The following is a 20,074-nucleotide window of genomic DNA, read 5'->3' on the forward strand; positions in this document are numbered from 1 at the left end:
GGCGGCGGGGGCGGCGGCGCTGCGCTGCGGACGGGCGCGGGTTCGGGCTGGCTGACCGGGGGCATCGCCTGCTGGCTGGCCTTTTCGATCAGCTTGTCCAGCTCGCCCCTGTCGAGCCAGATGCCGCGGCAGCGCGGGCAATAGTCGATCTCGACCCCCTGCCTTTCGGTCATCATCAGGGTTTCATTGTCGACGGGGCATTTCATCTGACGCTCCTGGTGGCGGTCTGTCGGCCTCAAGATGGGGCAGGTTCGCGCGCCGACAAGATGCGCCCGCAGAAAATCCTCATGCCTTGCGGATGCTTGCCGTTCGCCGCGACGCATCCTAGCATCCTGGCCAGAACAAACGGCGGACGCCCCCGCCGGGGGCCCGAATGACCACCGAGACACCCGCCTTTCCCACCTATGACGGCGCCCCCGAGACTTTGACCGGCGTCTGGAATCTGCGCCGCCGCGCGCTGAGTTTCGCCCCGGGCGAGGCCCTGCCGCCGGCCGACTGCGATCTGAAGGCGCTTTTGTCGGCCCGGGTCGCGCCCGAGCCGCCACCCGGCCGGGGCGCCTCGACCCATGCGGTGAAACGCCATGAGGTCCGCCGCGATCTGGAAGGGTTCAGCGAGTTGGCGGCGCTGAACGGGCTTTTGATCGCGCATCTCAGGAAACGCCGCGCGCCGCGCCATGCGGCGGCGCTGTTTCGCCGGATCTGGACCGAGGAAAGCGCGGCGCTGCTTGAGGAACTGCCCGCGCGCTGGCTGATCTCGTCGGCGATCACCTTCGGCGACCATGGCGAGACGGAAGGCCAGCGCCGGATCGGCCTTGCCGCCAATGTGCTGTTTTCGCTGATGAAACTTTACGAGTTCGAGCGGCTTTATTCCGGCCTGCCCGCCGACCGGCCGTTTTCCGTCGCGCGGCGGGCCGCGGCGGATCTGCCGCTCGGCATGCCGGATTTCGCCCTGGTAAGCGGCGGGCTCGACATCAACCTGCTGGCGCCCTTGTGGCAGATGGCCCGGGCCGAGCCGGTCGCGGGCCCGATCCTGAACCGCCTGTTCGAGCGGCTGAACGAGGATCCGCGCAGTCTGTTCCGCCGCATCGCCTTGATGCGCGATGCGCTTCAGGACCGCCGCGCCCGCCGCAGCGAGAAGCGGGCAAGACGTGCCGCGGCACAGGACAATCCCGGCCCGGACATGGCGGAATCCGCGCCTTCGGGCGACAATCCCGCCGATACCGGCGCATAAGATTGACCTTTGCCGGGATTCGCGCTATCGGGCCTTCCAACCCGCAATCCGGCGGGCTGATCCGATGGGGCGCCTGAACCTGCGTCCCGCAATTTCCGCGGACCGCACCCGAGTTGACAGGCACGGCCGCCACCACTGGACGCATATGACCAAATTTTCCGATCTCGCGCTTGATCCCCGGGTTTTGCAGGCTGTCTCCGAGGCGGGTTATGAAACCCCCACACCGATCCAGGCCGAGGCCATCCCCGAGGCGCTGAAGGGCCGCGACGTGCTGGGCATCGCCCAGACCGGCACCGGCAAGACCGCCTCTTTCACCCTGCCGATGATCACCCTGCTGGGCCAGGGCCGCGCCCGCGCCCGGATGCCGCGCAGCCTGGTTCTGTGCCCGACGCGCGAACTGGCCGCTCAGGTCGCCGAGAATTTCGAGATCTACGCCAAACACACCAAACTGACCAAGGCGCTGCTGATCGGCGGCGTCGCCTTCGGCGAGCAGGACAAGCTGATCGACCGCGGCGTCGACGTGCTGATCGCCACTCCGGGCCGGCTGCTCGACCATTTCGAGCGCGGCAAGCTCTTGCTGACCGGCGTGCAGATCATGGTGGTGGACGAGGCCGACCGGATGCTCGACATGGGGTTCATCCCCGATATCGAGCGTATCTTCCAGCTGACGCCTTTCACCCGTCAGACCATGTTCTACTCGGCCACCATGGCGCCCGAGATCGAGCGGATCACCAACACCTTCCTGACCGCCCCCGCGCGGATCGAGGTGGCGCGCCAGGCCACCACCAACACCAATATCGAACAGCGGTTGGTGTTCTTCACGCCGTCCCGCAAAGACCGCACCTTCACCGAGAAACGCGCCGTCCTGCGCGAGCTGATCCGGGCCGAGGGTGAGGGCTGCACCAACGGCATCGTGTTCTGCAACCGCAAGATGGATGTGGACGTGGTGGCCAAGTCTCTGAAATCGCACGGATTTAACGCCGCGCCGATCCATGGCGATCTGGACCAGTCACAGCGCACCCGCACGCTGGACGCTTTCCGCGACGGCTCGCTGCATATTCTGGTGGCGTCGGACGTGGCCGCGCGGGGCCTCGACATTCCGGCCGTCAGCCATGTGTTCAACTTCGACGTGCCCTCGCATCCCGAGGATTACGTCCACCGCATCGGCCGCACCGGCCGGGCGGGGCGGCACGGCAAGGCCATCACCCTCTCGACGCCTTCGGATGCGAAGCAACTGGCGGCGGTTGAGAATCTCGTCAAGGCCGAGATCCCGCGCGCCGATCCGCCCGAAGGGCTGGATCTGGCCAGCGCCGGTTCCTCGCGCCCGCCCCGCGAAGACCGCGGCGGCAAAGGGCGCGACGGCGGGCGTGACGGCGGGCGCGAGAAGGGCGGCCGCAGCGACAGATCGCGCGGCAGCAAATCCGCCCCGCGCGAAGAGCGCAGGACCGAGGCGCCCGAGCCCGCAGCCGCAGCGCCCGAGCCCGTCCTGGCCGAGGCTCCGCGCCGCGAAAGCCGCGAGCCCCGCCGCGACGAGACCCGCAGCCCGCGTGAGCCGCAGCGCCGCGACAGCCCGGGCCGCGAGGCCCCGCCCCGGCGCGAACGCCGCGACGACGGCCCCGCCGTGGTGGGCATGGGCGATCACGTCCCCGACTTCATCCTGCGCAGCTTCAGGATCAGCACACCCGCCGCCACGGAAGATTCCGAATCGGATACCACGGCGCAAAACGACGAATCGGCTGCCTCCGAGACCGCGGGCGACTGACCCCGCCCGCTCTCCGGCGATGTTCCGGCGCCCGCCCGCTTTCCGCGCGGCGGGCGTCTTCGTCTCCGCCCCCGGGAACATTCCCCGCCGCCCCGGGTTGAATCCGGCGTAACGCAGGATGGAATGGAGGCGACAATGGCAACCCCCGCCGAACTGGAAGCCAGACTTTGGAAGGCGCTGCGCTCGGACATGACCCTGATGCTGGGGCTGACCGGCGAGGACGACGGCCACACCCGCCCGATGACCGCCATCATCGAAGAGGCGGACCGCGGCCCGATCTGGTTCTTCACCAGCACCGACAACGAGATCGTCCAGGCGGGCGGCGGCCGGGCGGTGGCGGCTTTCGTCTCCAAAGGCCACGATCTTTTTGCCACGATCCACGGCCGGCTGACGGTCGACACCGACCGCGCCACGGTGGACCGGCTGTGGAACAACATGGTCGCCGCCTGGTTCGACGGCAAGGACGACCCGAAGCTGAGGCTGTTGCGGCTGGACCCGGAAAGCGCCCGGATCTGGGAGAACGCCTTCTCGCTGGTCGCCGGGATCAAGGCGATCTTCGGCGCCGACCCGAAAGACGATTACAAGGACAAGGCGGCCTCGGTCCCGCTGCGCTGACCCGGCGCTTTGATCCGGTCCGGCAAAGCCCCGCATCCCGCGGGGCTTTGTTCTGTAAATGGCCGCAAACCGGCGGGTTGGCGCTTATCGGCCGGGCGGGGGCCGGGCTGTGGGCAACCGCGGGCGCCGGGCAGAGTTGGGTCTCAGACATCGTTTCTTCGACACGCGGCAATCCGGGGCCACCCCGGAACGCCCGATCCGCAAGGAGGCCAGATTATGCGAACCATTGCTTTGTCGCTGCTCACCGGTGCGGCCCTGACCATGGCGCCCCCGCTCGCACCGCCCGCCGCCGCCCAGAATATCGAGGATATCATCACCGGCGCGGCGCAGTCCCTGATCGCTCAGGAACTGGACAAGAACGCCTATATCGCGGCGCAGAACACCAATACGATCAGCGCCTATCGCGACTATCTGGAAAGATTTCCGAACGGCGTCTATCGCGGCAATGCCGAACGCGCGATCGCAAGGCTGGGCGGCAATGTGAAACCGACCGAGCCCGCCCCCACCGACAGCGCGGCGGCGGTCGAGGCTTCGCTGGGGCTCAGCCGGGCGCAGCGCGTCAAAATCCAGCAGCAGCTGACCACGCTCGGCTATCCCACCGGCGGGGCGGACGGGCTATGGGGCCGCAACACCCGCAACGCCATCACCAAATGGCAGACCGCCAACAAAGTGACCGCCACCGGCTACGTCACGGGGCAGCAGGTGCGGCTGATCGGCCAGCAGGCCGGAGCGGCGCCCGCCCCTGTCCCGGGCGACGAGGGCGCCGATTATCAGTTGGAAGAACGCCTGCTCGGCCTGACCACGAGCGAAAGGCGCGAGGTGCAGCGCCGCCTGACCACGCTGGGCTACAACACCTTCGGCGCGGACGGGGTCTTCGGCCGCAACACCCGCCGCGCGCTCGCCGACTGGCAGCGCGACGCGGGCGAACGGCCGACCGGCTACATCACCGCCGACCAGTTGCGCGCGCTGCGCCAGCAGTCTTAAGGCTCCGGCCCGGGCCTTATTGCCGACGGGACCACATATGGCGCGGCCCATGTGTGGTCCTGTAAGCCGCATCGCCTTGTCCTGGGGCGGCTGCCCACGCCCCTTGAGCGTCCGGGGAGAGCAGGCTCTTTCTGGCAGCGGCACAGGGGAATTTGCGCACTGCAAGATGCTCCGGAATTATCCGGCACACCCGATCAGCCTCCGGACGGGGGGCGGAAGGCCCGGGAAACCATCCGGCACCGGCATGCCGGGCGCGGCTCCCGCGCCTCCTTCGCAGCGGGCATGCAACCGCGCGCGGCCCCGACCGCAGGGATGCGCCTGTTCAAGCGCGGCATCAGGCGCTAACAATCGGAAAGACCCGTGCTGCAAACAGGTAGGCCCGTGACCAGACCACCCCTCCAGGATCCGCACCGCACCCTGACGCTGAGAGATGTGTCCGAGGCCTCGGGCGTCAGCGAAATGACGGTGAGCCGCGTGCTGCGCAACCGCGGCGATGTCTCGGAGACAACGCGGGAGAGGGTGCTCGATGCGGCGCGCAGGCTGGGTTACGTGCCCAACAAGATCGCGGGTGCGCTGGCCAGCCAGCGGGTGAACCTGGTGGGGGTGGTGATCCCGTCCCTGTCGAACATGGTCTTCCCCGAGGTGATGACCGGGATCTCGGAAACGCTGGAGGACACCGGGCTGCAACCCGTGGTCGGCGTCTCGAACTACCAGGCCGAGCGCGAGGAACAGGTGATCTACGAGATGCTGTCCTGGCGGCCCTCGGGGCTGATCGTGGCGGGGCTGGAGCATTCGGAGGCCGCGCAGGCGATGCTGGCGCAGGCGGGGATCCCCATTGTCGAGATCATGGACATCGACGGCACCCCGATCGACAGCGCGGTCGGCATCTCGCACCGCCGCGCCGGGCGCAAGATGGCCGAGGCGATCGTCGCCGCCGGCTACCGCCGCATCGCTTTCCTCGGCACCCATATGCCGACGAACGACCACCGCGCCCAGAAGCGGCTGGAGGGGTTCGAGGAGGCGCTGGCGAAGGCGGGGCTCGCGGTCGCGGACCGCGAATATTACTCGGGCGGCTCGGCGCTGGCCAAGGGGCGCGAGATGACCGAGACGCTGTTGAGGCGCTCGCCGGACGTGGATTTCCTCTATTACTCCAATGACATGATCGGGGCGGGCGGGCTTTTGTGGTGCCTTGAGCAGGGGCTGGACGTGCCCGGAAAGATCGGGCTCGCCGGGTTCAACGGGGTGGAGCTGCTGGAAGGGCTGCCGCGCCGGCTGGCGACGATGGACGCCTGCCGGCTGGAGACCGGGCGCACCGCCGCAGAGATCATCGCCGGCAAACGCGCGAGCGGGGTGATCGGCGGCGAGATCGTCGAATTCGAGCCGAAGCTGGAGCCCGGCGATACGATCCGCAAGGCCTGAGCGGCGCGAGAGAGGGGGCGCCGCCCCCGTCGCGTTCCGCGACTCCCCCGGGGTATTTAAGTCAGGGTGAAAGGGCTTTCATCCTGACCCAAATACCCCCGCCGGAGGCATCCGCCGCGTGAGGGCCTGGTGACCGGCCGGGCTCTTTCATCCTGTGTTAAATATCTCCGCCGGAGACTGCCGGGGCTGCCGCCTGCGGAGCGCGTGTCATTTCCAGCTTACGTGATCTGCGGCGGTGCAGCCCCAGGGCGCGTTCAGGTGGCCGAAGCGTTCCTCCAGCTTGCCGCAGGCCCAGTCGTTGACCGGTGCGGGCATCAGATTGTTGATTTCCATCCCGACCCGATCGTACTGGCTGGACGCGCCCAGCACATACCACAGCCACCAGCCGAGCGCAGCCAGCACGAAGAACAGGACGATCCCGAAGAAGGTGAGAATGCCGCGCAGGACATGCAGTTTCTTCTTCGGCGGTGCGGTCTCGGTCTGAGGTGCGCCGAACCGCTCCGTCTCTTCCGCCGCCAGCAGATCCAGCGCCGCGCGGCGCTCGGCGTCGCTCAGATCCACCCGCATCAGCCCGCGGTCGAGGAGCGCCGGCAGCGCCGCCGTCTCATGCCGCACCGCCAGCGCCCGCGCATTGCCCTGGTCGTCCCACACCATGAGCGGGTCTTCGCCGCGCGCGAAATTGCTGGCCAGCCTGCGTTTGGGTTTCGACGGATCGCGGTAGGTGATCTGGGTTACGCCGCGCGCGGTCTGGCTCTGGGTGATCTCCGTCGGTATCAGCATCAGCCGCCCGGGCGCCGCCAGCTGGCGCGAGCCGCGGGCGGCGCGGATCCATTGCCAGAGCACCGCCAGCGCGCCGCCGAAGAACAGGGCCGTGAACGCCGCGAACATGGCGATGCGGTTCCACAGCTTCTCGACCCCGAGGCTCAGCGTCGCCAGATGCGGCTTGTCGCCCGAGATCACCACATCGACGTAATAATCGCCGCTGTGGATATCGACGAACATCAGCGAGACCTCGGTTTCGTAGCTCTGGCCGCCGTGGCTCCAGACCAGATGGGCCTCGCAATCGGTGAAGAAGGCCTTGCGGGTGGTGCATTTGCCGTCCCGCACCTCGCTGTCGGCCACGGTGACCGGGTTGCGACTGATCTGCCAGTCGCGCCAGAGGCCGGGCGCCTGCCACCAGGCGATGGCGCCGCCGACGGCGAGGAACACCAGGATCAGGAAGCCCGCCAGCCGCGGGGCGGCGATCAGCCCGGGGCGCAGGGTCAGCGGGCGGTCGGGAAGGGTCAGTCGGGTGTAAGCCATTGAACTTGTGAACCTCGTTGCTCGTGCGGCGCAACCTGTCACAGCTCTGTGAGAGCGCCCAGCCCCTCCTGAGTGTTTTTGTCGAAAAATTCCGCGGGTCAGGCGGCGGTCAGCCGGCCCTCTGCCGCGCCGGTGATGCGGGCGGAAACGATCCGGCCCTCGGGCTGGTCGGAGGCGAAGCTGACTTCGGTGAACTGCTCGGTGCGGCCCATGCGCGGGCTTTCGGTCAGCACCAGATGCTCGCGCCCCTGCTGCGCCGCCAGATGGCGGGCAAGCGCGGCCTCGCCCTCGGCGCGCAGCCGCGCCGCGCGTTCGCGGATCAGCGGGCCTTTCACCTGGGGCATCCGCGCGGCGGGGGTGCCTTTCCTCGGCGAGAAGGGAAAGACATGCAGGAAGGTCAGCCCGCAGTCCCGGATGAGGTTCAGGCTGTTCCCGAACATCTCCTCGGATTCGGTGGGGAAACCGGCGATGATATCGGCGCCGTAGACCAGATCGGGGCGCAGGCGCCGGGCCTCTTCGCAGAAGCGGATGGCGTCGTCGCGCAGATGGCGGCGCTTCATCCGTTTCAGGATCATGTCGTCGCCAGCCTGGAGCGAGAGATGCAGATGTGGCATCAGCCGCTTCTCGGTGGCGATCGCCAGCATCAGATTGTCGTCGGCCTCGATCGAGTCGATCGAGGAAATCCGCAGCCGCGGCAGATCCGGCACCAGCCGCAGGATCCGCATCACCAGATCGCCCAGCCGGGGCGTGCCGGGCAGATCGGCGCCCCAGGAGGTCAGGTCCACGCCGGTCAGCACTACCTCGTGAAAGCCCTTGTCCACCAGCCGTTTGATCTGCTCGACCACCACCCCGGCGGGGACCGAGCGCGAATTGCCGCGCCCGTAGGGGATGATGCAGAAGGTGCAGCGGTGATCGCAACCGTTCTGCACCTGCACATAGGCCCGCACGCGGCCGAAGCCGTCGATCAGATGGCCGGCGGTTTCCTTCACCGACATGATGTCGTTGACCTGGACCTTCTCGGTCTCGCCGATCAGATCGGGGGCGCGAAGGCCGGTCCAGGTCTCGGCCAGCATCTTCTCGTGATTGCCGATGACGCGGGTCACTTCGGGCATGGCGGCGAAGGTCTCGGGCTCGGTCTGCGCGGCGCAGCCGGTCACGATCACCGGCGCGCCGGGGTTCTCGCGCGCGAGCCTGCGGATCTCCTGCTTGGCCTTGCGCACCGCCTCGGCGGTGACGGCGCAGGTGTTGACGACCACCGCGCCCGCGACCCCGGCCTGGGCGGCGAGTTCCTTCATCGCCTCGGTCTCATAGGCGTTGAGGCGGCAGCCGAGGGTGGCAAAGACCGGCGGCGTAAGGGCGGGCGCGCTCATACGAGGCCCGCCAGGAAATCGGGTGTCAGCCTGCCCTCGAACACCATCGCGACCGGGCCGGTCATCCAGACCCCGTCCTCGCGCCAGTCCACCTCAAGCCGTCCGCCGTCCAGATCCAGCGCGACGCGCCGTCCGGTCAGCCCGCGCAGATGCGCCGCCACCGCGGTGGCGCAGGCGCCCGAGCCGCAGGCCAGCGTGATCCCGGCGCCGCGTTCCCACACCCGCATGCGCAGCCGGTCGGGGCCGGTGAGGCTGGCGAATTCCACATTGGTGCGCTCGGGGAACAGGGGATCGTGCTCGACCCCGGGGCCAAGGCCCGCGACATCTGTGGCTTCGGCATCGGGAACGAAGAACACGCAATGCGGATTGCCCATGCCCACGGCCACCGGCTCGCCCGGCAAGGGCAGGCGGAGCGTATCAACATCCTGCGCCAGCGGCACCCCGCGCCAGTCGAGTTGCGGCGGGCCCATGTTCACGTTGACCCGTCCGTCGGCGCTGCGTTCGGCGCGCAGCGTGCCGCGCAGGGTGCGTAACGTCACCGCGTCCTGCCCGAGGTCACGCATGACGTAATCCGACACGCAGCGGGTGGCGTTGCCGCAGGCCCCGGCGCGGCTGCCGTCATTGTTCCAGAAATCCAGCGCGAAATCGGCGCCTTCCGCCGGGCGGATCTCGGCAAGCTGATCGAAGCCCACGCCGCGGTTGCGGTCGCCGAGCGCGCGCGCCAGCGCAGGCGTGACCACCGCCGCCCCGCGGGCGCGCGAGTCGATCACGACGAAATCATTGCCTGCGCCGTGCATCTTGAGGAAGGGCAGGCCCTGGAGGGGCGGGAGCGCGTTCATGCCCCCCATATACGCCTGCCCGCCCGCGCAATCCAGAGCGCCCGTATGGCTCTTTCGCACCGGCGGTTTCCTCTGCTAGCCTCTGCCGCGCAGGCTGTTCCCGGAGTTTCCCATGTCCCTGTCTGAGCGCTCCGCGCTGGAGCTGACCGCGCTGATCGCCCGGCGCGAGGTGAAGCCTTCCGAGGTGATCGCCGCCCATCTCGACCGGATCGCCGCCGTCAACGGGGCGGTGAATGCCGTGGTCGCTTTGCGCGATGCGGATGCGATCATGCGTGACGCCCGCGCGATGGACGATGCCGCGCCGCGGGGGGCGCTGTGGGGACTGCCGCTTGCGGTCAAGGATCTGTTGCAGACGAAGGGGATACGCACCACCTTCGGCTCGCCGCTCTGGCGCGATCATGTGCCCGGGGCCGACGATCTGCTGGTTGCGCGGATGAAGGCGGCGGGGGCGCTGGTGATCGGCAAGACCAACACCCCGGAATGGGGCCACGGCAGCCATACGTTCAACCCGGTCTGGGGCGCGACGCGCAACCCCTATGACCTGGCCCGCTCCGCGGGCGGCTCGTCGGGCGGCGCCGCGGCGGCACTGGCCGCGCGGATGGTGCCGCTGGCGGACGGGTCCGACATGATGGGATCCCTGCGCAACCCGGCGGCCTTCTGCAACGTCTACGGTTTCCGCCCCAGCTGGGGGCTGGTGCCGGTGGATGCGGGTTACGAGAGCTTCATCGACACCCTGGCGACCGAGGGTCCGATGGCGCGCGACGTGGCGGATCTGGCGCTGTTGCTGAGCGTCCAGGCCGGGCCCAATCCGCTGACGCCCTTCGGCCTGGCTCCACAGGACTATCTGGCGGCTGTGCGCGGCGCGCCGGACGATCTGAAAGGCAAACGGCTGGCCTGGCTAGGAGACTGGGGCGGCGCTTTGCCCTTCGAGCCCGGGATCCTCGCGTTGTGCGAGGCCGCGCTGGCGCAGATGGCGGACCTTGGCGCCGAAGTGGTGGCCCTGCCGCCGCCCTTCCCGCTGGAGGAGATCTGGCAGGCCTGGATCACGCTGCGCAGCTTTCTGAACCACGCAAACCGCCGCGCCGACCTGGCCGATCCCGCGCGTTTCGCGCAGCTGAAGCCCGAGACGCAATGGGAGATCGAATCCGGCGCGCGGATCACGGCGGAGGCGGTGTTCGACGCCTCGCAGATCCGCTCGCGCTGGTATGCGAAGGCGCATGAGATCCTGGCGGAATACGACGCGCTGATCCTGCCCTCGGCCCAGGTCTGGCCCTTCCCGATAGAGTGGCGCTGGCCGGAAAGCATCGACGGGCGCGCGATGGACACCTATCACCGCTGGATGGAGGTGGTGGTCCCGGTCTCGCTGATCGGCCTGCCGGCGCTGAACGTGCCGGTGGGGTTTGGTGCGGAAGGCCTGCCGATGGGGATGCAGATCGCCGGGCGCCACGGCGCCGACACCGATATGCTGCGGATCGGCGAGGCCTGGCACCGCGCGACCCGCTGGCCGCAGCAGCGGCCGCCGGTGCTGTAACGGGAACGGAAAAAGGGCCGGGGTTTCCCCCGGCCCGATGCGCGCGGAACCCGCTCAGAATCGGGAGCCGCTCAGAAGAAGCCCAGCTTCTTCGGATTGTAGCTGACCAGCAGGTTCTTGGTCTCCTGGTAATGGTCGAGCATCATCTTGTGGTTCTCGCGCCCGATCCCCGACTGCTTGTAGCCGCCGAAGGCCGCGCCGGCGGGGTAGGCGTGATAGCAGTTGGTCCAGACCCTTCCCGCCTCGATGGCGCGGCCGGCGCGGTAGGCGGTGTTGCCATTGCGCGACCAGACCCCGGCCCCAAGGCCGAACACCGTGTCGTTGGCGATCTCGATCGCCTCGTCGGGGGTCTTGAAGGTGGTGACCGAGACCACCGGGCCGAAGATCTCTTCCTGGAACACCCGCATCTTGTTGTTGCCCTCGAAGACGGTGGGCTGGATGTAGAAGCCTTTCGACAGATCGCCGCCGAAGCTCTGGGCCGAGCCGCCGGTCAGCACTTTCGCGCCCTCTTTCGTGCCGATCTCAAGATAAGAGGTGATCTTGTCGAACTGCTCCTGACTGGCCTGGGCGCCGATCATCGTCGCGGCCTGGCGCGGATCGCCCGCGACGATGGCCTCGACGCGCTTCAGCGCGCGTTCCATGAACCGCTCGTAGATCGATTCCTGCACCAGCGCGCGCGAGGGGCAGGTGCAGACCTCGCCCTGGTTCAGCGCGAACATGGTGAAGCCTTCCAGCGCCTTGTCGAAGAAATCGTCGTCCTCGTCCATCACATCGGCGAAGAAGATGTTCGGCGATTTGCCGCCCAGTTCCAGCGTGATGTTGGTCAGGTTGTCGGCGGCGGCGCGCATGATCATCTTGCCGACCGGGGTGGAGCCGGTGAAGGCGATCTTGGCGATCCGCGGGCTGGCGGAAAGCGCCACGCCCGCCTCTTCGCCGATGCCGTTGACGATGTTCAGCACGCCCGGCGGCAGCAGATCCTCGATGAAGGACAGCAGATACAGGATCGAGGCCGGGGTCTGCTCGGCCGGTTTCAGCACCACGCAGTTGCCGGTGGCCAGCGCGGGGGCGAGCTTCCAGGTCGCCATCAGAATCGGGAAGTTCCACGGGATGATCTGGCCGACCACGCCGAGCGGCTCATGGAAGTGATAGGCCACGGTGTCGTCGTCGATCTGGCCGATCGAGCCTTCCTGCGCGCGGATCGCCCCGGCGAAATAGCGGAAATGGTCGATGGCCAGCGGCAGGTCGGCGGCCATGGTCTCGCGCAGCGGCTTGCCGTTGTCCCAGGTCTCGGCGATGGCGATGGCTTCCAGGTTCTGCTCGATCCGGTCGGCGATCTTCATGAGGATGTTCGAGCGTTCGGCGGCCGAGGTCGCGCCCCATTTGCGGCGGGCGGCATGGGCGGCGTCCAGCGCGGCCTCGATGTCCTTCGCATCCGAGCGCGGCACTTCGCAGATCACCGATCCGGTGACGGGCGAGATGTTTTCCATATAGCGGCCGGATTTCGGCGCGACCCACTGGCCGCCGATGAAGTTCTCGTAGCGGGCTTTGAACGGAGCGGCCTTCAGGCCGAATTCTTCGTGCTTGGTCATGTCGTCTCCTCCATGTGCCGCTCTCCCCGGCGGCGATAAAGTCAGACTGGCGGGGAAAGGGGCTTCGGTCATCCCCCGGACCGTGCCGCATCTGCGAAAGCTGTCTCAGTTCTGAGACAGTCGGCGGCGAAAGCTGACGATGCGCCCGGGCGGTTCAGCCGGGGTGGGGTCAGTCCGGGCGGGTTCAGTCCGGGCGGCCCATCTTGCGGTGCAGCGTCGCCCGGCTGATGCCCAAAGCGCGGGCCGCGGCCGACATATTGCCGCCGGTGCGGGCGATGGCGCGGGCGATCACCGCGCGCTCGCCGTCCTCGGGGCGGTTGTGGCTCTCGATACCGAGAAGATCGGCGGCCGGGACCGGGTTGCGCCCGAGATCGCCCGAAAGGCCCAGATGCTGGCGCGCGACGCGGGTGGCGCCGATCACCAGTTCATCCGCATCGACCGCGAGGATCGCCCCCATGCCGCGCTCTACCCCCGGCACCAGCACCATTCGCGCGCCGGGATAGCAGGCGTGGAACAGATCGGCCTCGATCCGGCGGGCGGCCTCGGTCACGGAATGGCTGAGCAGCCCCGCGAAGCCCCCGGCGATGTCGCGGCGCACGGTGGAAACGTCCAGCACCGCGACCATCTCGCCGCCTGCGTCATAGACCGGGGCCGAGGCGCAGGTCAGCGCCGTATTCGCGGTCAGGAAATGCTGGTCGCGGTGGATCACCACGGTGCGGCCCTCGGCCAGACAGGTGCCGATGCCGTTGGTGCCGGCGGCGGCCTCGCTCCAGTCGGTGCCGCGGCTCAGGCCGGCTTCCGCGAAATCGCGGTCCTCGGCAGAGTTCACCAGATGCTCGAAAGGGATGCCGTTGCGGCTGGCGAGGATCACGCTGGCGCCGAAGCCGCCCACCGCCTGGAACAATCGCTCCAGCGTGGGGCGGGCGGCGCGGGTCACGGGCTCCATCCGCTCGCGCAGCCGGGTCAGCTCAGACTGGCTCAGCCGGTTGCCCTGCGGACGGCGCGAGGGCGCCAGCCCGTGGCGGGCCGAACGCGCCCAGCTTGCGACGATGGGCGAACGCGCGGCCTGGCCGCGGGCCAGAGCACTGGCGATGGCGGCCTCGTGATCGCGTCCGGTGATGGCATTTCCTGTCATGGACCCGCCTCTCCCTCATACGCGGGCAAAACGCCTGCCCGCGGGGCGTAACCCCCCGTGGCGGCCTCTCTCCCCCCGGCTGTGCAAGGTTACGCATGACTCGTGCCGTGGGGCAAGAAAAGACGTGGCGCCGCCCGCCCCGACGTGCAAGGAAAGCGGTAAAGCGCCGTTATCCGTCCTGGCCTCCGGCTTCGGACCCATCGTGCCCCGACCTGAGACATGAGCCGCCGATGATCATCCGCGACCGCCCCGACATGATCCAGCTTCTGACCGCGATGCGCGGCTCGATCGTGCCGCAGATCCTGCCGCCGCTGTTGTCCGTCACCGTCCTGGCGGCGCTGATCGTCGCGGCCGACCGGCTGACGCACTGGGTGCCGCATCTCGACAGCACCGCCTATACGGTGTTCGGAATCGGGCTGTCGCTGTTCCTCGGCTTCCGCAACAACGCCGCCTATGACCGCTGGTGGGAGGCGCGAAAGCTCTGGGGCGGGTTGCTCGCGGATATGCGCAGCCTTGCGCGCGAGGCCGACACCTTCATCCCCGACCGCGCCGCGCATCACCGCGTCCTGCGGCTGGCGCTGGATTATCTGCACGCCCATCGGATCAATCTGCGGCGGCTGCCGTTTCCCGACCATGGCCCCGCCGCGGTGTTCCGCGACGCGCCGCATCCGCCCTGCGCCGCACTGGATGCGCTGTCGGCCGAGGTGGTGCGCGGCCACCGCGAGGGGATGATCGACGGCTTCGGCGCCCGCGCCCTGACCACGCGGCTGTCGCAGATGGCCGGGCAACAGGCTGGATGCGAGCGGATCGCCAACAGCCCGCTGCCCTACGTCTATTCGCTGCTGATCTACCGCACGACCTGGCTTTATTGCCTGTTGTTGCCGCTGGCGCTGGTGCAGACCACCGGCTGGCTGACGCCTTTGTTCACCGCCGTGGTGGCCTATATGTTCCTCGGCCTTGCCGAAGTGACCGAGGAGCTGAGCCACCCGTTCGGGCAAAGCCAGAACGGCCTGCCGCTGGATGCGATCTGCCGCGCCGCCGAGATCAGCCTGGCGCCGCATCTGGGCGAAAAGGCCCCGGAACCGCTGGCCCCGGTTGGACATTATCTGAGCTGAGCCGAAAGCACCGATATGAAGCGATTTTTCCTGCGTCTTTACTTCGACAATGCCATGGTCGGCCCTGGCAAGGCCGAGTTGATGGAGCATATCCGCACGACCGGCTCGATCTCGGCGGCGGGTCGCGCCATGGGCATGAGCTACAAACGCGCCTGGATGCTGGTCGAGGAACTGAACGCCGCCTTCGCCGCGCCCCTGGTCGCCAGCGCGCGCGGCGGTGCGGGCGGCGGTGGGGCGCATCTGACGCCCGAGGGCGAGGAGGTGCTGCGCCTCTTCCGCACCATCGAGGCGCGTGCCCGCGCGGCGGGCGCGGACGAGATCGCCCGGCTGGAAGCCATGCTGCGTCCGGCCGCTGGCGATGTGTCCCCGGAAAAATAACCCTTGCCGATATCGACACAGCGGTCTTTATATCCGTCAGGATATATCGGAGGAAGCCTCATGACCGTCACCAGAGCCACGGCGCTTGCCGCCGCTTTCAGTCTTGCCCTGCCGCTGGCCGCCCAGGCCGAGGAAGTCGTGGTCTTCGCCGCCGCTTCGATGAAAAACGCGCTCGACGAGGTGGCGGCGCAGTTCCAGCAGGAAACCGGCCATACCGTGGTGATCTCTTACGCCGGGTCGAACGCGCTGGCGAAACAGATCATCGAGGGTGCGCCCGCCGACATCTTCATCTCGGCGGCAGTGAACTGGATGGACGAGGTGGAGAAGGCCGGTCTGGTGGCAGAGGGCAGCCGCAGCGATCTGCTGGGCAACACGCTGGTGCTGGTCGCGCACGGGCAGGACGCGGCGCCGGTCGGGATCGGCGAGGGTTTTGAACTGGCGGCGCTGCTTGGCGAGGAAAAGCTCGCCATGGCGCTGGTCGATTCTGTGCCTGCCGGTCAATACGGCAAGGCGGCGCTGGAACATCTGGGCCAGTGGGAAGCGGTCGAGCCCTCGGTCGCCCAGGCCGACAATGTGCGCGCCGCGCTGGCGCTGGTCGCCCAGGGCGAAGCGCCTTACGGCATCGTCTATGCGACCGATGCGGCAGCCGATGACAATGTGTCCGTGGTCGGCACCTTCCCGGCTGACAGCCACCCGGCCATCACCTATCCTGCCGCCCTGCTGACCGGCGCGGCGGATGACGCCGACCGCGCCTTTTTCGAGGCTTTGTCGGGCGATGCGGCCGATGCGGTCTTTGCCGCCGAGGGCTTCGCGATCCTGAACTGATCGCGGACGGACAGGAAGAAGGGGCGCGGACGGCGTGACGGACTGGCTTTCCCCCGAGGAATGGGACGCGGTGAGGCTTTCGCTGCGGGTCTCGTTCTGGGCCACGCTGGTCAGTCTGCCGTTCGGGCTGTTCATCGCCCATGCGCTGGCGCGCTGGCGCTTTCCGGGGCGGCAGTTGCTGAACGGGCTGGTGCATCTGCCGCTGATCCTGCCGCCGGTGGTGACGGGCTATCTGCTGCTTCTGACCTTCGGGCGGCGCGGCACGGTGGGGCAGTATCTCGATCAGTGGTTCGGCATCGTCTTCGCCTTCCGCTGGACCGGGGCGGTGCTGGCCGCCGCGGTGATGGCCTTTCCGCTGATGGTGCGGGCGATGCGCCTTGCGATCGAGGCGGTGGACCCCAAGCTGGAACAGGCCGGATCGACGCTCGGGGCCTCGCGCCCCTGGGTCTGGCTGACGGTGACGCTGCCCCTGATCCTGCCCGGGGTGATCGCCGGCGCCATCCTCGCCTTCGCGAAGGCCATGGGCGAGTTCGGCGCCACCATCACTTTCGTCTCGAACATCCCCGGCCAGACCCGCACCCTGCCATCGGCGATCTATTCCTTCCTCCAGGTGCCCGGCGGCGAGAGCGGGGCCGCGCGGCTGGCGCTGGTCGCCATTATCATCGCCATGGCGGCGCTCTTGCTGTCGGAATGGGTGTCGCGGGCGGTCGCGCGCCGGATCGCGGGATCATGACGCTCTCGGTTTCGCTCCATCACCGCTACCCGGATTTCACGCTGGATGTGGCGTTCACCGCGCCCCCCGGCGTGACGGCGCTGTTCGGCCGCTCGGGCAGCGGCAAGACCACGGTGGTCAATGCGGTCGCGGGGCTGTTGCGCCCCGGGAAGGGGCGGATCGCGCTGGATGAGACGGTGCTTCTTGACACCGAGCGCCGCATCTTCCTGCCGCCGCACCGCCGCCGCATCGGCTATGTGTTCCAGGAGGGGCGGCTGTTCCCGCATCTGACGGTGCGGCAGAACCTGCTTTACGGCCGCTGGTTCGCGCCGAAAGGCGCAGCGCGGGCCGATTTCGACCTGATCGTCGATCTGCTCGGCATCGGCGCGCTGCTGGCGCGGCGCCCCGGCGCACTGTCGGGCGGCGAGAAGAGCCGGGTCGCGCTTGGCCGGGCGATCCTGTCGGATCCCGGGATCCTGTTGATGGACGAGCCTCTCGCCGCGCTGGACGAGGACCGCAAATCCGGCATCCTGCCCTATCTCGAACGGCTGCGCGACACGCTCTCGCTGCCGATCCTTTATGTCAGCCATTCCGCCGCCGAGGTGGCGCGGCTTGCCACCACCGTGGTGCTGATCGAGGCCGGGCGGGTCTCGGCCGCCGGGCCTGCGGCTGCGATCCTGTCCGATCCGCTCACGGCCTCGGGCGTGGGGCTGCGCGACATGGGCGCGGTGCTGACCGCGCGGGTCGAGGCGCAGGAAGAAGACGGGCTGACGCGGCTTGCCACCGCCGCCGGGCCGGTCTGGCTGCCGGGTGTCGGTGCCGCACCGGGCCGCAGCCTGCGGCTGCGCATCCTCGCCCAGGATGTGATGCTGGCGCGCGCCCGGCCCGAGGGCATCTCGGCGCTGAACATCCTGCCCTGCACGGTGCGCGACCTGACCCCGGCCGGAGACGGCGGCGTGCTGGTGCGGCTTTCACTCGGGGAAGAGGATCTGCTCGCCCGGATCACCGCGCGTTCCGCCGCCGCGCTTGGCCTTGCGCCGGGGCAGCCGGTCCATGCGGTGCTGAAGGCGGTCGCCGTCGCCCCCGACAGCATCGGCACCTGACGCCTCAGCCGGTCAGATGGCGCAGGCCCTGCGTCACATCGGTGCGCACCGCCAGCCGCAGCCCGGGCTCGTCCCCGGCCTTCAGCGCGGCGAGGATCATCCGGTGATAGGGCGGCGCCTCGCGCCGGCGCAGCCGCGCGTAAAGCGCCCGCATCGTGGGGCCGAGTTGCAGCCAGACCGTCTCGCAGATCGCCAGCATCGCCGGGGCCTGGGCGCGCAGGTAGAGCGTTCGGTGGAACTCCAGATTGGTGCGCACATAGGCCACCGCATCCTGGCGGGCCACGGCCTCGGCGTTCAGCGTGTTGATCGCCGCCAGCCGCTCGATCAGCGCGAAATGCGCCCGCGGCAGGGCGCGCGCCGCCAGTTCCGGCTCAAGCATGGCGCGGATAGCCGCCAGTTCCTCGATCCGCTCGGGCGTCAGTTCCGGCGTCGCCACCCGGCCCGAGGACGACAGCGACAAGGCCCCCTCGGCCACCAGCCGCCGCACCGCCTCACGCGCGGGGGTCATCGAGACGCCGAACTGCTTGCCGATGCCGCGCAGGGTCAGCGGCTGACCCGGGGCCATCTCGCCATGCATCACCTGCTGGCGCAGATGCCGGTACAGCCGTTCATGGGCGGCGGCATTGGGATCGGGCGGGCGCGGGCTGGCGGGGATCGGCATGGGGCGATGGGAACACCCGCCGCGCGCCGGGGTCAATAGGCGGCGGTCAATCGCCGAAGCGAAAGCGGTGCAACTGCTGGCCCTCATGCTTCAGCCAGTCGCGCTCGGCCTTCCAGCCGGGCTTGATCCGCCCGACCACCGCCCAGAAATCGGCGGAATGGTTCATCTCGACCAGATGCGCCACCTCATGCGCGGCGACGTAATCCAGCACCGCATGCGGCGCCATGGCGAGGCGCCAGGAATACATCAGCACGCCGTCATGGCTGCACGAGCCCCAGCGAGAGCGCGTGTCGCGCAAGACCAGCTTCGAGTAGCGCCGCCCGACCAGCGCCGAATAATGCGTGGAAGCCGCCGCCAGCCGCTCGCGCGCCAGCGTCTTGAGGAAAGCCGCGACCTTCGCCCCGGCCTGTTCCGGCGCGCCGGGCACGATCAGCGCATCGCCCTCGACCCGCGCCGCCCGGCCCGGCCCCGACGCGATTCGCAAGGACTGCCCCAGCACCGGCAGATCCACCCCATGCGCCACCTGCAACAGCCCGGCCCGCGGCATCGCCGCCAGCACGTTCCTGAGCCAGCTTTCCTGTTCGCGCAGGAAGTCCAGCGCCTCGCCCTCGCGCGCCCGCGCCGGCAGCGTCAGCGTCACCCGCCCGTCAAGCCGCGACACCCGCAGCGAAAACCGCCGCGCGCGGGCGGATCTGCGCAGGTTGACCTCGACCGGAGGCGGTCCGGGCAGCACCGGCATCACATCCTCATTTCCATGGCACAAAACCCTTGATCGAACCCTTGATTTCGGGGCCTGGAAGGCGCATCTCGCGCCGCAGGGAAAAGGCTTTGACAGGCGCTCCGGCCTATGGCAAGGGGCGTCGTTCCGAATAGCCCGTCATCAGAGCGAAAGTGAAGGGATTATCATGCCCAAGGAAGATTGGGGCACCAAACGCCTCTGCCCGACGACCGGCAAACGGTTCTACGACATGAACCGCAGCCCCGTTGTCAGCCCCTACACCGGCGAGGTGGTGGATATCGAATCTGCCCGCCGTAAGCTGGCCGCCGCCGTGATCTCGCGCGTATCGCCCGACAAGGAAGACGCGCTGGTCGACGATCTGGAAGCCGATGACGACCTGCTCGAAGCCGCCGAGACCGACGACACCGAACTGGACGACGATCTGCTGGAAGACGACAGCGACGACAATGTCTCGCTGGACGATCTGGCCGATGTCGCCGGCAACGAGGACGACGGCTGACACGCTGTCCGACAAGCTGCCCGGGGGTGCATTTTTCCTCTTGCACCCCCCCGCGGCGGCGACTAAATACCCGCTCACCGCAGACGAAGCGCTGCGGGACCTCAAGGTGGGGCCATAGCTCAGCTGGGAGAGCGCTTGAATGGCATTCAAGAGGTCAGGAGTTCGATCCTCCTTGGCTCCACCAAACACTCCGATAAACGGCAGTAAACGCTAAACTTATTGGAGATCAGTCACTTAGTTTCAGACTTGTGGTCACAACCGTGGT

Annotated in this window: 20 protein-coding genes and 1 tRNA gene; 13 read left to right on the top strand and 8 right to left on the bottom strand. The window is 68.5% G+C overall.

Going from position 1 to position 20,074, the window contains the following annotated elements; translation table 11 throughout:
• The coding region (locus XINFAN_RS06100; RefSeq protein WP_199286375.1) for a TFIIB-type zinc ribbon-containing protein at window positions 1-206 on the bottom strand (206 nt) is incomplete at its 3' end.
• A 167-nt stretch (window positions 207-373) separates the two neighbouring features.
• Here XINFAN_RS06100 and XINFAN_RS06105 point away from each other — a divergent pair.
• The 5 genes from XINFAN_RS06105 to XINFAN_RS06125 all read left to right on the top strand — a co-directional run bounded on the left by XINFAN_RS06105 (window position 374) and on the right by XINFAN_RS06125 (window position 6,011).
• Window positions 374-1,231, top strand: a complete 858-nt coding sequence (locus tag XINFAN_RS06105; protein WP_124085606.1) for a hypothetical protein — start codon at window positions 374-376, stop codon at window positions 1,229-1,231.
• A gap of 145 nt (window positions 1,232-1,376) precedes the next feature.
• The gene (locus tag XINFAN_RS06110; RefSeq protein ID WP_124085607.1) at window positions 1,377-2,993 is read left to right on the top strand and encodes a DEAD/DEAH box helicase; all 1,617 of its coding nucleotides are present in this window, start codon (window positions 1,377-1,379) and stop codon (window positions 2,991-2,993) included.
• Between the two features lie 135 nt (window positions 2,994-3,128).
• Entirely contained in the window at window positions 3,129-3,608 is a 480-nt protein-coding gene (locus tag XINFAN_RS06115) for a pyridoxamine 5'-phosphate oxidase family protein (protein WP_124085608.1), read from the top strand.
• Between the two features lie 216 nt (window positions 3,609-3,824).
• Window positions 3,825-4,592: a peptidoglycan-binding domain-containing protein gene (locus XINFAN_RS06120; RefSeq protein WP_124085609.1), complete on the top strand. Its 768-nt coding sequence runs from the start codon at window positions 3,825-3,827 to the stop codon at window positions 4,590-4,592.
• A gap of 381 nt (window positions 4,593-4,973) precedes the next feature.
• Entirely contained in the window at window positions 4,974-6,011 is a 1,038-nt protein-coding gene (locus XINFAN_RS06125; protein ID WP_267898348.1) for a LacI family DNA-binding transcriptional regulator, read from the top strand.
• A gap of 207 nt (window positions 6,012-6,218) precedes the next feature.
• Here XINFAN_RS06125 and XINFAN_RS06130 read toward each other — a convergent pair whose 3' ends face one another.
• The 3 genes from XINFAN_RS06130 to dapF form a co-directional block, all read right to left on the bottom strand.
• Window positions 6,219-7,313, bottom strand: coding sequence for a hypothetical protein (locus tag XINFAN_RS06130; protein WP_124085610.1), 1,095 nt, complete (start codon window positions 7,311-7,313; stop codon window positions 6,219-6,221).
• A gap of 98 nt (window positions 7,314-7,411) precedes the next feature.
• A complete protein-coding gene (mtaB, locus tag XINFAN_RS06135; RefSeq protein WP_124085611.1) occupies window positions 7,412-8,683 on the bottom strand; it encodes a tRNA (N(6)-L-threonylcarbamoyladenosine(37)-C(2))-methylthiotransferase MtaB in 1,272 nt (423 codons plus the stop codon).
• Complete coding sequence (gene dapF, locus XINFAN_RS06140) at window positions 8,680-9,522, bottom strand: diaminopimelate epimerase (RefSeq protein ID WP_124085612.1); 843 nt, start codon at window positions 9,520-9,522, stop codon at window positions 8,680-8,682. Before dapF ends, mtaB begins: the two co-directional genes overlap by 4 nt.
• Before the next feature lie 112 nt (window positions 9,523-9,634).
• Between dapF and XINFAN_RS06145 the strand changes: the two genes are divergently transcribed.
• On the top strand, window positions 9,635-11,053 hold the full coding sequence (locus XINFAN_RS06145) for an amidase (RefSeq protein WP_124085613.1): 1,419 nt from the start codon (window positions 9,635-9,637) through the stop codon (window positions 11,051-11,053).
• A 71-nt stretch (window positions 11,054-11,124) separates the two neighbouring features.
• Here the strand turns inward: XINFAN_RS06145 and adh are convergent, their stop codons facing one another.
• Together adh and XINFAN_RS06155 are read right to left on the bottom strand one after the other, a co-directional pair.
• On the bottom strand, window positions 11,125-12,642 hold the full coding sequence (gene adh, locus XINFAN_RS06150) for an aldehyde dehydrogenase (RefSeq protein WP_124085614.1): 1,518 nt from the start codon (window positions 12,640-12,642) through the stop codon (window positions 11,125-11,127).
• Between the two features lie 184 nt (window positions 12,643-12,826).
• Complete coding sequence (locus XINFAN_RS06155; protein WP_124085615.1) at window positions 12,827-13,777, bottom strand: helix-turn-helix domain-containing protein; 951 nt, start codon at window positions 13,775-13,777, stop codon at window positions 12,827-12,829.
• 230 nt (window positions 13,778-14,007) lie between these two features.
• Between XINFAN_RS06155 and XINFAN_RS06160 the strand changes: the two genes are divergently transcribed.
• From XINFAN_RS06160 to modC, 5 genes are read left to right on the top strand one after another with little or no spacing between them, the layout of a single operon-like run.
• Window positions 14,008-14,892, top strand: a complete 885-nt coding sequence (locus XINFAN_RS06160; RefSeq protein ID WP_124085616.1) for a bestrophin family protein — start codon at window positions 14,008-14,010, stop codon at window positions 14,890-14,892.
• Window positions 14,893-14,907: 15 nt separating this feature from the next.
• Window positions 14,908-15,270, top strand: coding sequence for a winged helix-turn-helix domain-containing protein (locus tag XINFAN_RS06165; protein WP_233352143.1), 363 nt, complete (start codon window positions 14,908-14,910; stop codon window positions 15,268-15,270).
• A gap of 60 nt (window positions 15,271-15,330) precedes the next feature.
• Window positions 15,331-16,095: a molybdate ABC transporter substrate-binding protein gene (modA, locus tag XINFAN_RS06170; protein WP_124085617.1), complete on the top strand. Its 765-nt coding sequence runs from the start codon at window positions 15,331-15,333 to the stop codon at window positions 16,093-16,095.
• A 34-nt stretch (window positions 16,096-16,129) separates the two neighbouring features.
• A complete protein-coding gene (gene modB / locus XINFAN_RS06175; protein WP_124085618.1) occupies window positions 16,130-16,828 on the top strand; it encodes a molybdate ABC transporter permease subunit in 699 nt (232 codons plus the stop codon).
• Complete coding sequence (gene modC / locus XINFAN_RS06180; RefSeq protein WP_124085619.1) at window positions 16,825-17,910, top strand: molybdenum ABC transporter ATP-binding protein; 1,086 nt, start codon at window positions 16,825-16,827, stop codon at window positions 17,908-17,910. The genes modB and modC overlap by 4 nt, the downstream gene beginning before the upstream one ends.
• Before the next feature lie 4 nt (window positions 17,911-17,914).
• Here modC and XINFAN_RS06185 read toward each other — a convergent pair whose 3' ends face one another.
• Window positions 17,915-18,571, bottom strand: coding sequence for a GntR family transcriptional regulator (locus XINFAN_RS06185; protein ID WP_124085620.1), 657 nt, complete (start codon window positions 18,569-18,571; stop codon window positions 17,915-17,917).
• Window positions 18,572-18,617: 46 nt separating this feature from the next.
• A complete protein-coding gene (locus XINFAN_RS06190; RefSeq protein ID WP_124085621.1) occupies window positions 18,618-19,310 on the bottom strand; it encodes a M48 family metallopeptidase in 693 nt (230 codons plus the stop codon).
• A gap of 166 nt (window positions 19,311-19,476) precedes the next feature.
• Here XINFAN_RS06190 and XINFAN_RS06195 point away from each other — a divergent pair, with 166 nt between their 5' ends.
• Both XINFAN_RS06195 and XINFAN_RS06200 read left to right on the top strand, forming a co-directional pair.
• Window positions 19,477-19,809, top strand: coding sequence for a TIGR02300 family protein (locus XINFAN_RS06195; protein WP_124085622.1), 333 nt, complete (start codon window positions 19,477-19,479; stop codon window positions 19,807-19,809).
• A gap of 108 nt (window positions 19,810-19,917) precedes the next feature.
• Window positions 19,918-19,993, top strand: a tRNA-Ala gene (locus tag XINFAN_RS06200).
• Window positions 19,994-20,074 lie beyond the last annotated feature (81 nt).

Source organism: Pseudogemmobacter humi (genome assembly GCF_900609055.1).
GTDB classification, from domain to species: domain Bacteria; phylum Pseudomonadota; class Alphaproteobacteria; order Rhodobacterales; family Rhodobacteraceae; genus Pseudogemmobacter; species Pseudogemmobacter humi.

Excerpts from the sequence above, each read along its gene's own strand:
- XINFAN_RS06185 (WP_124085620.1), bottom strand. The coding sequence starts at position 18,571 with ATGCCGATCCCCGCCAGCCCGCGCCCGCCCGATCCCAATGCCGCCGCC.
- XINFAN_RS06165 (WP_233352143.1), top strand. The coding sequence starts at position 14,908 with ATGAAGCGATTTTTCCTGCGTCTTTACTTCGACAATGCCATGGTCGGC.
- XINFAN_RS06110 (WP_124085607.1), top strand. The coding sequence starts at position 1,377 with ATGACCAAATTTTCCGATCTCGCGCTTGATCCCCGGGTTTTGCAGGCT.
- XINFAN_RS06195 (WP_124085622.1), top strand. The coding sequence starts at position 19,477 with ATGCCCAAGGAAGATTGGGGCACCAAACGCCTCTGCCCGACGACCGGC.
- XINFAN_RS06105 (WP_124085606.1), top strand. The coding sequence starts at position 374 with ATGACCACCGAGACACCCGCCTTTCCCACCTATGACGGCGCCCCCGAG.
- XINFAN_RS06120 (WP_124085609.1), top strand. The coding sequence starts at position 3,825 with ATGCGAACCATTGCTTTGTCGCTGCTCACCGGTGCGGCCCTGACCATG.
- XINFAN_RS06130 (WP_124085610.1), bottom strand. The coding sequence starts at position 7,313 with ATGGCTTACACCCGACTGACCCTTCCCGACCGCCCGCTGACCCTGCGC.
- XINFAN_RS06190 (WP_124085621.1), bottom strand. The coding sequence starts at position 19,310 with ATGCCGGTGCTGCCCGGACCGCCTCCGGTCGAGGTCAACCTGCGCAGA.
- XINFAN_RS06155 (WP_124085615.1), bottom strand. The coding sequence starts at position 13,777 with ATGACAGGAAATGCCATCACCGGACGCGATCACGAGGCCGCCATCGCC.
- modA (WP_124085617.1), top strand. The coding sequence starts at position 15,331 with ATGACCGTCACCAGAGCCACGGCGCTTGCCGCCGCTTTCAGTCTTGCC.
- XINFAN_RS06160 (WP_124085616.1), top strand. The coding sequence starts at position 14,008 with ATGATCATCCGCGACCGCCCCGACATGATCCAGCTTCTGACCGCGATG.
- XINFAN_RS06145 (WP_124085613.1), top strand. The coding sequence starts at position 9,635 with ATGTCCCTGTCTGAGCGCTCCGCGCTGGAGCTGACCGCGCTGATCGCC.
- XINFAN_RS06115 (WP_124085608.1), top strand. The coding sequence starts at position 3,129 with ATGGCAACCCCCGCCGAACTGGAAGCCAGACTTTGGAAGGCGCTGCGC.
- modC (WP_124085619.1), top strand. The coding sequence starts at position 16,825 with ATGACGCTCTCGGTTTCGCTCCATCACCGCTACCCGGATTTCACGCTG.
- mtaB (WP_124085611.1), bottom strand. The coding sequence starts at position 8,683 with ATGAGCGCGCCCGCCCTTACGCCGCCGGTCTTTGCCACCCTCGGCTGC.
- adh (WP_124085614.1), bottom strand. The coding sequence starts at position 12,642 with ATGACCAAGCACGAAGAATTCGGCCTGAAGGCCGCTCCGTTCAAAGCC.
- dapF (WP_124085612.1), bottom strand. The coding sequence starts at position 9,522 with ATGAACGCGCTCCCGCCCCTCCAGGGCCTGCCCTTCCTCAAGATGCAC.